4 protein-coding genes and 1 CRISPR repeat array are annotated in these 12931 nt (G+C 35.9%); all 4 genes read right to left on the reverse strand.

Going from position 1 to position 12931, the window contains the following annotated elements; all coding sequences use genetic code 11:
- Positions 1-15: 15 nt before the first annotated feature.
- The 4 genes from FNW02_RS19075 to FNW02_RS19090 all read right to left on the reverse strand — a co-directional run bounded on the left by FNW02_RS19075 (position 16) and on the right by FNW02_RS19090 (position 12876).
- Positions 16-447: a GFA family protein gene (locus tag FNW02_RS19075; protein ID WP_191759078.1), complete on the reverse strand. Its 432-nt coding sequence runs from the start codon at positions 445-447 to the stop codon at positions 16-18.
- 116 nt (positions 448-563) lie between these two features.
- Positions 564-10658: direct repeats of the CRISPR family, unit length 37 nt; unit sequence GTTTCAATCCCTAATAGGGATTTTGAGTAATTGAAAA.
- Between the two features lie 414 nt (positions 10659-11072).
- Complete coding sequence (locus FNW02_RS19080; protein WP_191759079.1) at positions 11073-11396, reverse strand: hypothetical protein; 324 nt, start codon at positions 11394-11396, stop codon at positions 11073-11075.
- Positions 11397-11432: 36 nt separating this feature from the next.
- The gene (gene hisC, locus FNW02_RS19085) at positions 11433-12509 is read right to left on the reverse strand and encodes a histidinol-phosphate transaminase (RefSeq protein WP_191759091.1); all 1077 of its coding nucleotides are present in this window, start codon (positions 12507-12509) and stop codon (positions 11433-11435) included.
- Positions 12510-12606: 97 nt separating this feature from the next.
- On the reverse strand, positions 12607-12876 hold the full coding sequence (locus FNW02_RS19090; RefSeq protein WP_191759080.1) for a hypothetical protein: 270 nt from the start codon (positions 12874-12876) through the stop codon (positions 12607-12609).
- Positions 12877-12931: the final 55 nt, after the last annotated feature.

Raw genomic sequence — 12931 nt, forward strand, 5'->3', positions numbered from 1 at the left:
TGAACCTCAAAGTTATTACTTGGATAATGGAGGTTCAAATTGTGCTAGTAACTCTGCCCCTGTCATGTTTTTAGTTTCATTGGCAAAAGAGTAGTATTCTGGTTTTTCGTCGATAAAAACCTGATGCTCGAAAACAAGACCTTTATCATTATCAAAAATCCCCACTGGTATGTAGTACTGGTTATTTTGTTTCAATTTGTAAAATAGATGGCTACCACACTTAGTACAGAATCCACGCTCTGCCCATTCTGAAGATTGATAAACTCCAATATTTTCTTCGCCAGAGAAGCTAGCATCACTTTCACACTCAACTACTAACAAAGGCCCTCCACCCCAGTTGCGGCACATACTACAATGACACGCTCCCACCTGATTACTCATACTGGTTGTAGACACGCTTACCGCTCCACACAAACAGCTACCTTTTGCAATGCTCACGTTAGACATATTCTTTTCTCCGATCTAAAAATGCGCTCGAATTACTTACATTTTTTCCTGTTACATACTGGAAGCGCCGGCACTATCCAGTTTACAGGTTAATACGACTAATCTAGCCGCTTCATGTTTCAATCCCTAATAGGGATTTTGAGTAATTGAAAATTGATATTCCTACAATCAGCATTCCTGGGGTAGCGTTTCAATCCCTAATAGGGATTTTGAGTAATTGAAAAATTCGCAAGGTTTACTACGACAGGGCTACTGGAGAGTTTCAATCCCTAATAGGGATTTTGAGTAATTGAAAATACATTGTCGGGGTGAGAGTACAGCATTGGCATTCGTTTCAATCCCTAATAGGGATTTTGAGTAATTGAAAAAATCATTGTTTGTAATACCTTTTTAGCCAAACGAGTTTCAATCCCTAATAGGGATTTTGAGTAATTGAAAATGCAAGATGTAATTGCACGGGTAGAGAAAACTTTCGTTTCAATCCCTAATAGGGATTTTGAGTAATTGAAAAATTAACTTACAGACAATCTACGGGTTTAGATTTTGTTTCAATCCCTAATAGGGATTTTGAGTAATTGAAAATAGAAGTGCGATCGCAGTATGCAAGCTCTCAATTTGTTTCAATCCCTAATAGGGATTTTGAGTAATTGAAAATAGAAGTGCGATCGCAGTATGCAAGCTCTCAATTTGTTTCAATCCCTAATAGGGATTTTGAGTAATTGAAAATCCAATTAAAGAAGTACCTGAAGGTGTACTTAGTGTTTCAATCCCTAATAGGGATTTTGAGTAATTGAAAATTTGATGATTACAGGTTTGCTATTGGGAAGCATTTCTTGTTTCAATCCCTAATAGGGATTTTGAGTAATTGAAAATTCAAATAATCCTTCGCTGCTGTAGTTAGGCATCGTTTCAATCCCTAATAGGGATTTTGAGTAATTGAAAACTACACCACACAATCTAGCTAATCCTGTTATTGAGTTTCAATCCCTAATAGGGATTTTGAGTAATTGAAAATAGAAATCTCTTCGTTTCCAGTGAGAAACTCCCTTTTCGTTTCAATCCCTAATAGGGATTTTGAGTAATTGAAAAAATAGAGTTATTTGGAGGCAAGCTATGCAAAAAGGTTTCAATCCCTAATAGGGATTTTGAGTAATTGAAAACGAAGTTAGTAAAAGTCGCTGAAATTTTGGATTGTGTTTCAATCCCTAATAGGGATTTTGAGTAATTGAAAATGCAGTGCTTCCAAAAGCGATCGCCGTAGTATCTACCTGGTTTCAATCCCTAATAGGGATTTTGAGTAATTGAAAACTTGTAGTCGTTAATACTTTGGCGCTTCCACACCGATTTCAATCCCTAATAGGGATTTTGAGTAATTGAATATTCTAATTGAGATCTGATTGACTTGGCTATGGCTTGTTTCAATCCCTAATAGGGATTTTGAGTAATTGAAAAGTAGGTTCTCTCTCACGTCGCCTCAAACAAATGTTATCAGGTTTCAATCCCTAATAGGGATTTTGAGTAATTGAAAAAGTTCGATGTCGATTTAAGAAGTATGTTGAAATGGAGTTTCAATCCCTAATAGGGATTTTGAGTAATTGAAAAGCCAAGGTGGGTGGTGAAGATTATGGTTTAAGGAAATCGTTTCAATCCCTAATAGGGATTTTGAGTAATTGAAAAACATGTCAAGCATTTTCGAGAAAATCTGCTTTTTGTGTTTCAATCCCTAATAGGGATTTTGAGTAATTGAAAATTGAATCAAAATAAAGTGAACTAGATTGCCCAAGTTTCAATCCCTAATAGGGATTTTGAGTAATTGAAAACAGGCGAGGCTCCCGACATCTACCTTGCACCTGCGTTTTTTGTTTCAATCCCTAATAGGGATTTTGAGTAATTGAAAATTTCACAGATTTCACATGCTAATGAAATTTCGGATTCGTTTCAATCCCTAATAGGGATTTTGAGTAATTGAAAATGCTGCTGGCTGTAGTATCTGAGGCAAGAAGATTACTGAGTTTCAATCCCTAATAGGGATTTTGAGTAATTGAAAAATGTCATCTTGTGGAACAGGGGTGGATATCCCGTCGTTTCAATCCCTAATAGGGATTTTGAGTAATTGAAAATATACATTTAAAATAATATCCAGGCGAGCAGACAGGTTTCAATCCCTAATAGGGATTTTGAGTAATTGAAAACCTAATTGCCACGCCAAGAAAATCAATCTGGGAATGTGGTTTCAATCCCTAATAGGGATTTTGAGTAATTGAAAAAACAACCTAGCGACAGTTTTGCAGTACTACTGTCACCCTGTTTCAATCCCTAATAGGGATTTTGAGTAATTGAAAATTGCTTGTGAAGATGGCAGCACAGCCCTCTGCGGCGTTTCAATCCCTAATAGGGATTTTGAGTAATTGAAAATTGTAAAAAGTTTTACCTTTTCTAAAATGCCAGTAAGTTTCAATCCCTAATAGGGATTTTGAGTAATTGAAAATTTAGATACACCTGTCAACCATTCAAGGGAAAGAAACTTGGGTTTCAATCCCTAATAGGGATTTTGAGTAATTGAAAATTTCTACTACCTCTTCCTGAAGTTTAGTAAACTCGTTTCAATCCCTAATAGGGATTTTGAGTAATTGAAAATCCATTCGCCTTAGCCTGTACTAACCAATCTAGACTTGTTTCAATCCCTAATAGGGATTTTGAGTAATTGAAAACCTTCCTTTCAAATTCATAATCATTTGAAAACAAATGTTTCAATCCCTAATAGGGATTTTGAGTAATTGAAAAATTTTAATGCAGATATGTATGATACTATTATTGTCGTTTCAATCCCTAATAGGGATTTTGAGTAATTGAAAAGGTAGTGCTGCCGGGACTGTATTAGGTGCAAATTGTTTCAATCCCTAATAGGGATTTTGAGTAATTGAAAATCGTATGTTGGGGTTACGGTATATACGCCAAAGCACATGTTTCAATCCCTAATAGGGATTTTGAATAATTGAAAATTGTGCCTAAAGCACCTCCTACACCGGTAGAAATTGTACGTTTCAATCCCTAATAGGGATTTTGAGTAATTGAAAATTTCGGGAGTTCCAGAGATTTATAGAAACTCTGTAAAAGTTTCAATCCCTAATAGGGATTTTGAGTAATTGAAAATGCATAATTGATATCTGTACACTAAATCAATTATCTCTGTAAAAGTTTCAATCCCTAATAGGGATTTTGAGTAATTGAAAACGGTAATCATTGGACTGCTCTCCTATCTCGTAGTTTCAATCCCTAATAGGGATTTTGAGTAATTGAAAAGCGGTTAATTACGTAACCTTTTTTAGCCAGAGTTTCAATCCCTAATAGGGATTTTGAGTAATTGAAAATATAAGATTATCTCCCAAGGAATTTTGGGTTTTTAAGTTTCAATCCCTAATAGGGATTTTGAGTAATTGAAAACTGCAATCGCACTTACACTATCACCGCTAGTTTTTAAGTTTCAATCCCTAATAGGGATTTTGAGTAATTGAAAAGGGAGTTTCCCAAAGTTCCATTCCTTGCTCTAAGCGAGTTTCAATCCCTAATAGGGATTTTGAGTAATTGAAAATTGAGCATCTACAATCATTTGCGCGGGTGCGAGTGTAGCGTTTCAATCCCTAATAGGGATTTTGAGTAATTGAAAATCAGTGATATCTATTCATATCATTGATATTAAAGTTTCAATCCCTAATAGGGATTTTGAGTAATTGAAAATGGCTAAACATTTCAACATTGACCTCGATAGACTAGTTTCAATCCCTAATAGGGATTTTGAGTAATTGAAAACCCTCTCACAATCACGGGGGGCTGACTGGCGGTATCCTGTTTCAATCCCTAATAGGGATTTTGAGTAATTGAAAAATGTATGATGATATTGCAGGGGCTATGTCCAAAGTTTCAATCCCTAATAGGGATTTTGAGTAATTGAAAACCATTACTTTGGGGATGGTTAGCCCAAGAAAGGTTTCAATCCCTAATAGGGATTTTGAGTAATTGAAAATTTTCAGGGGTTTCAGGGGAGATAGGCGGCATTTCCTGTTTCAATCCCTAATAGGGATTTTGAGTAATTGAAAAAAGCCTCGGTTTCGTGTTGTTTATTAACTGAGCGTTTCAATCCCTAATAGGGATTTTGAGTAATTGAAAATTGGGTTGTTCCAGCAACTATAATGGAACGCTTAATAATCGTTTCAATCCCTAATAGGGATTTTGAGTAATTGAAAAGTGGCGGCTCGTGTTGATCATTCTCAAAAAGCCATGTTTCAATCCCTAATAGGGATTTTGAGTAATTGAAAATTTATGTAAAAGCAGAATAATCACTGAGGACGCGAGTTTCAATCCCTAATAGGGATTTTGAGTAATTGAAAAGCTTGAATTTTTTGATCTTTATATGTCTTAGCTAAGCGTTTCAATCCCTAATAGGGATTTTGAGTAATTGAAAATCCATTTTTATCACGCCTTCAGCCGCATCAGCAGAGTTTCAATCCCTAATAGGGATTTTGAGTAATTGAAAATTACATAATGTGAATCCGGGTGGGACGCCGTAAAGTTTCAATCCCTAATAGGGATTTTGAGTAATTGAAAATAAGCTACTTCGTACAGCGGTTGATTAAAAGTGTAAGTTTCAATCCCTAATAGGGATTTTGAGTAATTGAAAAGTTGACCTGGGAACAGATACCCCGCTTATTCTCCCAGTTTCAATCCCTAATAGGGATTTTGAGTAATTGAAAAATGCCAGAAACGAATGCCCCCAAGATGGTAAAAATGTTTCAATCCCTAATAGGGATTTTGAGTAATTGAAAACCTACAACCGTTGCCAAGCAAATAAGTACAGTAGAGCAGTTTCAATCCCTAATAGGGATTTTGAGTAATTGAAAAGGTGAAATTGTTGATGCATTGTCGATGCAAATATCATTCAGTTTCAATCCCTAATAGGGATTTTGAGTAATTGAAAAACAGTGTTGCTAGTGTAAGTATTTCACCTGGGACTGTTTCAATCCCTAATAGGGATTTTGAGTAATTGAAAATTGAGCTTAAGCAGCGTCGTAATCCTTTAGAAGGTGTTTCAATCCCTAATAGGGATTTTGAGTAATTGAAAAAGAGTTCCCGCTAAATGTCAAGATGTCTCCATTGGGTTTCAATCCCTAATAGGGATTTTGAGTAATTGAAAAGCAAATAATGGAGTCTAGAGCTAATCTAGCTCAACGTTTCAATCCCTAATAGGGATTTTGAGTAATTGAAAAACCATCTTGAGTACCTATATTTTGTCCATATCTTACAAGTTTCAATCCCTAATAGGGATTTTGAGTAATTGAAAATTAAAGTGTTCCAGGGATTTTTTATAGCCATTAAACTTATGTTTCAATCCCTAATAGGGATTTTGAGTAATTGAAAATGTCACTCATGTGGTAAAAGTAATCGACCCTTTGTTTCAATCCCTAATAGGGATTTTGAGTAATTGAAAAAGAATTACTTTAGGAGGTCAAGAACTTTACGGTAGGTTTCAATCCCTAATAGGGATTTTGAGTAATTGAAAATTGTTGTAGTAGATATGAGTATGAGTTTGTAAATCTGTTTCAATCCCTAATAGGGATTTTGAGTAATTGAAAAAAGTTTTTTCCGCTTTTGGAGCGAGAAAACAGTTGTTTCAATCCCTAATAGGGATTTTGAGTAATTGAAAAAGGTAAAAGTCAGATGCTTGTAGATGAATTTTCTGTTTCAATCCCTAATAGGGATTTTGAGTAATTGAAAAAATAAAAATGAATGGTAAGTCTTTTGAATTTATAAGTTTCAATCCCTAATAGGGATTTTGAGTAATTGAAAAACTGAGAGTTTACCACTGATTTTTAAATATCATGTTTCAATCCCTAATAGGGATTTTGAGTAATTGAAAACATCACGCCTCAACTTCCAAGCGTGGGCCCGCGCCGTTTCAATCCCTAATAGGGATTTTGAGTAATTGAAAACTGGCCCGCGTGAGCGTGTTTTGTCAATAGTCAAGTTTCAATCCCTAATAGGGATTTTGAGTAATTGAAAACGTCAAGCTGTGAAGTGCCTCTTTGTAGCTATCCGTTTCAATCCCTAATAGGGATTTTGAGTAATTGAAAATCTAATTCATCTGCTGCTAAGTCTGCAATCATTGGGCATGTTTCAATCCCTAATAGGGATTTTGAGTAATTGAAAACAGTATTCAAGTGGCTTGTCTTCAACATAGCGATGTTTCAATCCCTAATAGGGATTTTGAGTAATTGAAAACTTGCTAGATTCTCATCGCTCAGTCGGGTGGAAATGGTTTCAATCCCTAATAGGGATTTTGAGTAATTGAAAATAATAGTTTTTCCCTACCCTTGCCGTTGGAAATATGTTTCAATCCCTAATAGGGATTTTGAGTAATTGAAAATAGGCAGGCACTAATCGTAAGCGTGGTATCAATCTCGTTTCAATCCCTAATAGGGATTTTGAGTAATTGAAAAGTATCTACGTATGTAAGATTAGCAGCATAAAGGTTTCAATCCCTAATAGGGATTTTGAGTAATTGAAAAAAAGTTGTAGTAGCATGACTATCCCCAGTTCCCACGTTTCAATCCCTAATAGGGATTTTGAGTAATTGAAAAGAGAGGCAGTGACCGCAAGCTTGGCAGCGTATATCCCTTGTTTCAATCCCTAATAGGGATTTTGAGTAATTGAAAATATTTAATCCGTAATCGGAATACGACTGAGAAAGGTTTCAATCCCTAATAGGGATTTTGAGTAATTGAAAACCGGCGATTAATGGTACAGGATGCGCGCCGTGCGGCTCTGTTTCAATCCCTAATAGGGATTTTGAGTAATTGAAAATGGAGCTTATTTCTTAAAGCTAGAAATGCTAAAGCGTTTCAATCCCTAATAGGGATTTTGAGTAATTGAAAAAAATTAATGTTGGCACACCAGAAAAGAACAGTACAACACAGTTTCAATCCCTAATAGGGATTTTGAGTAATTGAAAAAATGTCGTTGTGATGCAATAAGCGATCATCAAATGTTTCAATCCCTAATAGGGATTTTGAGTAATTGAAAAGGTTGTTTTAAGAAAACAGTGACTCTTATATGTCTGTTTCAATCCCTAATAGGGATTTTGAGTAATTGAAAAATCCCTGGAAATATGGTTAAAGTTGAAAATCAAGCATGTTTCAATCCCTAATAGGGATTTTGAGTAATTGAAAAACTATTTAAAAATCAATAAGCTATGTCAGCTTTAGTTTCAATCCCTAATAGGGATTTTGAGTAATTGAAAAAGTAATCACTTTAACTAGCACTGGAACCGTTGCGTTTCAATCCCTAATAGGGATTTTGAGTAATTGAAAAACGAAATAAAGGACAGCAACCTGGTGGTAGCTCTGTTTCAATCCCTAATAGGGATTTTGAGTAATTGAAAAGCGATGGCGAGTACTACCTTGAAGGAGAATATAAGTTTCAATCCCTAATAGGGATTTTGAGTAATTGAAAAGCTATCAGCTTTTATGAAAAAATTGGATTTAAAAAGTTTCAATCCCTAATAGGGATTTTGAGTAATTGAAAACAGGGATGTCAGGTTGAATTTTTTGAGCAAGATGTAGTAGTTTCAATCCCTAATAGGGATTTTGAGTAATTGAAAACTAAAAGTGCTATTATAGATTGATAGCTATAATGTTGTTTCAATCCCTAATAGGGATTTTGAGTAATTGAAAAGAAATTTCAAACTATATTGAATGTCTATCAAGATTAAGTTTCAATCCCTAATAGGGATTTTGAGTAATTGAAAATTTGTTCCTTGTGTTCATAATTCTAAAGGTCAAAGTTTCAATCCCTAATAGGGATTTTGAGTAATTGAAAATATTTTTAGGTGTTAGTAAAGTGTAGAGATTTTTAGTTTCAATCCCTAATAGGGATTTTGAGTAATTGAAAACTTACAAGATAAAATATGAATGATGAAATAATTCTGTTTCAATCCCTAATAGGGATTTTGAGTAATTGAAAACTGAATGGAGCATCTATAGCATCCGTATCAAAATCAGTTTCAATCCCTAATAGGGATTTTGAGTAATTGAAAATCTATTAGTGGTATTTTATATTCTGCATTTGAATTAGTTTCAATCCCTAATAGGGATTTTGAGTAATTGAAAATCCTATTACTCTGATAGTTAGGTCTTCATCAGAGATGTTTCAATCCCTAATAGGGATTTTGAGTAATTGAAAAGAGGGAATTAGCAAGGTGAAAATCAGGCTGACAGAAGTTTCAATCCCTAATAGGGATTTTGAGTAATTGAAAATTGGGGGTTTACATCCAAGTGGTGGAATTTATTTGTTTCAATCCCTAATAGGGATTTTGAGTAATTGAAAACCGGAATCATTTTATTTAGTCACTGAATATTTAGATGTTTCAATCCCTAATAGGGATTTTGAGTAATTGAAAACCTAATATTCTTGGAACACCACTTCTAATTCCTATATGTTTCAATCCCTAATAGGGATTTTGAGTAATTGAAAAATATTTATGATTTTTGTTATTCGCAAAAAATAGGTAGTTTCAATCCCTAATAGGGATTTTGAGTAATTGAAAATCAAAGAAATAGTTGATAAACGATTATGGTATAAAAGTTTCAATCCCTAATAGGGATTTTGAGTAATTGAAAAATTAGATATTAATGTAGTTATTGTCGGTATAGATTCGTTTCAATCCCTAATAGGGATTTTGAGTAATTGAAAATTATCATTCAGAACTTAGTACGTTTAGTGAGTTTAGTTTCAATCCCTAATAGGGATTTTGAGTAATTGAAAAATGGATGGATACTACTTTCACAAAAAGTTAGCGTTACTGAGTTTCAATCCCTAATAGGGATTTTGAGTAATTGAAAATATTACAGTCTCAATGAGTTAATGCCAGTAATACTCGTTTCAATCCCTAATAGGGATTTTGAGTAATTGAAAAGTTGATAGCCAGTCTGTGACCAAATAAAGACTCTGTTTCAATCCCTAATAGGGATTTTGAGTAATTGAAAAGTGATTTTCACGCCATATACTGATACTTTTCAGTTGTTTCAATCCCTAATAGGGATTTTGAGTAATTGAAAAATTTCGCGAATGGTTACTTACCCAAGACTTGCATCGTTTCAATCCCTAATAGGGATTTTGAGTAATTGAAAATTTTCAATATCGCCCGCGTCACAACACAATACGATTATTTCAATCCCTAATAGGGATTTTGAGTAATTGAAAATTCACATTCATTCACCTAGATTGCTTGCTCGAATTCATTTCAATCCCTAATAGGGATTTTGAGTAATTGAAAATACAGGAAAACCTTGAGGAGAAAATAAAGGAAGTTGTATTTCAATCCCTAATAGGGATTTTGAGTAATTGAAAAATATCTCCAAAAATGCCAACTAGGACTTTATTTAGATTTCAATCCCTAATAGGGATTTTGAGTAATTGAAAAAATACCACACCGCAAGGATTAGGGATGGGATTGCCAATTTCAATCCCTAATAGGGATTTTGAGTAATTGAAAAAGAATAAGCAGAAAGTACAGCGCAAGACTAACAAAATTTCAATCCCTAATAGGGATTTTGAGTAATTGAAAATTTTACTCTCATGCTTTTTTTTGTTTCTATATGAATATTGTATTTCAATCCCTAATAGGGATTTTGAGTAATTGAAAAATCTTGCATATCACTCCTTAATTGGGGCAGCTTGAAGATTTCAATCCCTAATAGGGATTTTGAGTAATTGAAAACCGATTATTTTCGCTGGCTTACTAATCCTAAAGATATTTCAATCCCTAATAGGGATTTTGAGTAATTGAAAAAATTCAACCGCAAACATTTAGTGGTAATAATTGGCTTCAATTTCAATCCCTAATAGGGATTTTGAGTAATTGAAAATTGATTGTCTAAATTTACAATGCTCTAAACGTTCAGATTTCAATCCCTAATAGGGATTTTGAGTAATTGAAAATTCTGGCTATTCAAAAATAAATTTGATTGCTCCATTGAAATTTCAATCCCTAATAGGGATTTTGAGTAATTGAAAAGATTTTCCGATTAGTTTGTACTGCTCAGACTTCTATTTCAATCCCTAATAGGGATTTTGAGTAATTGAAAATTGAGAGTTGACATACGGGCTGGAGAGGATAACCATTTCAATCCCTAATAGGGATTTTGAGTAATTGAAAAAGCAGGCGTCTGAAAGCCTTGTCTTATTTGGTTTTCAAGGTTCTGTTGCGCGGACTTAAAAATCATAACATGAGGAATTGTAATTTGGCTAGATGCAAATCGCTGAAAACCAGTCCAGGTAAGGTGCGCGGATGGTTTAGAAATTTTATTCCCCTCAAAATCTTGCATAGACGGCAATTCAGCCATTTTTATAGTCACCCCTTGATTAACACCTACCCATCCGCGCACTTGGCATAGAAACTAGTCGGCTTGTAAAGCTGCTCACTATCAATATTTTCCACTTTGCCAAGAGAAATTCTACTATCGAGATCATACTCAATTAGTTCAGATAGCTGAGACGCGATGCCTACGGCAGTAAACTACGCACTTACGATTCCCCCCAAGCGTCGCTCTATATAGTAAGTGCTGATGATGTTATTTGATAGAGTCTTCAAAGTCTGTGATCGCACAAGCAAACTCCCTAAAAGCGGTTTTAATAAGAACCTCTTTCGTTCCCCTTTCAAGTCGAGAATTGCGTATGAGATCTGCTAATTCTATAAACAGCATAGAAAACATAAAGCGATCTTGGCGGTCAACTTGTTTCAAGCAAGACAATATAAACTCATAAAGCTCTGTTTTTCTTGGTTTGGTTTGTTCTTCCCATATTTGTAGTCCAAGCCGGAAAGTTCTCAAGCGGATTTCATTAGTGTTGAAAGACGCGTCTTTGTAGCGAACTGATACGCGTTGGGGTATTTCCATAAGTTATCACATGAAGATTCAATGTAAGATAGTTATTCAGATTTTTTCTGACTCATCCGGGAAAATGGGTAAATTACTCAGCGCTTTAACTAGAGTTTGATTTTGCTCCTCAGTTCCAATGGTGATGCGTAATTTATCATCTAGTCCTGGCTGCTTAAAGTAGCGGATTAAAATTCTCTGTTCTTTGAGCTTTTGATAGAGATATTCTGCATTACCTTGCGGAGGTTGTACCAGTAAAAAGTTAGTTTGGGAATCCCAAACGCGGAAACCTAATTGTTTCAAATCTGTTGCTAGTTGAATCCGCGATGCTTTAATCTTTGCTACACAAGCATTTTTATAAGCTTGATCGGTAATGGCAGCTGTTCCAACTGCACAAGCGATCGCATCAATGTTATAACTATCTTTCACCTTAAACAATCCATGCAACAACTTGGGATTAGCCACTCCAAATCCCAGTCGTAATCCTGCCAATGAGTACCCTTTAGAAAGTGTCCGAATCACGATCACATTCTCGTATTCTTTAACCAAAGCCAATGCATTTTCTTCAGCAAAATCAACATAGGCTTCGTCAATCACTAAAACCCCAGATAACTGGCTAGCTAATTTCCGCAAGTCTTCTATTGGTACTATGTGCCCTGAAGGGCTATTAGGCGATGCAATAAATGTTACAGAGCCATTAGCAGCAATCAATTCTTTCAGAGGTAAACTGTAGTCTTCGCTGTAGACAACCTCAGTAATATCCGCATTCTGTATTTGAACTAACGTACGATATAGCACGTAAGTTGGCATTGGGTAGACTACCCTTCGCCCAGGTTCTACACAGGCGCGAATCACCACGCTCAACAATTCGTCGCTGCCATTTCCCACAATAATCCAATCACTAGGAACTCCTAAAACTTGACTCACGGCTTGCCGAAACTCCCCGCCAAATGGTTCTGGATATCGTCGTAACCATTCCCCATCAATATTTTGCAACACGGCTAGTGCCGCAGGAGAAGGAGGATAAGGGTTTTCATTGCTGTTGAGTTTGATGAACTGTGTGCCGCGCTGGGGTTGCTCACCGGGAACATAGCTAGCCATTGCGTCAACGTTGGAGCGGAAGTAGTTGGTCATGGGATATGAAAAAGATAGACTTTTATTTGGCGTTGCGATTACCTCTGGTGGGCGGTTACGCATCACAGATCATGATGTATCTTACGCAAATTCCAACCTACAATTTCTGACGATATCGTTTTTTGTCGTTTACATCAAAAAATAGGCGTTGCTGATTGAGAATATGAATTTGTCTCACGCAGCGGAAAGTCTGTAGCTTGCTTCCCGCAGGGTGCGCCGGCTTCCGGCGAACAGAACTTTCCAAGACAGAGGCGCAGCGAAAAGTTCTGTAGGCGGAGAGAAGTCTGAGCGCCGGCGTCCGGCGATGGTCTGTATCACTGCCGAGAGGCGCAAAGCCTTGCGCCTCTCCCTTGTGTCCTTTGGACACAAGGCAACCGTTCTGAAAGAACGGTTGGGCAGTAAGACCCGCATAGCGATCAGAA

Origin of the sequence: Komarekiella delphini-convector SJRDD-AB1 (assembly GCF_014831675.1) — a bacterium.
GTDB lineage: Bacteria > Cyanobacteriota > Cyanobacteriia > Cyanobacteriales > Nostocaceae > Komarekiella.

Coding starts and splice junctions, on each gene's coding strand:
- FNW02_RS19075 (WP_191759078.1), bottom strand. CDS start 447: ATGTCTAACGTGAGCATTGCAAAAGGTAGCTGTTTGTGTGGAGCGGTA.
- FNW02_RS19080 (WP_191759079.1), bottom strand. CDS start 11,396: ATGGAAATACCCCAACGCGTATCAGTTCGCTACAAAGACGCGTCTTTC.
- hisC (WP_191759091.1), bottom strand. CDS start 12,509: ATGACCAACTACTTCCGCTCCAACGTTGACGCAATGGCTAGCTATGTT.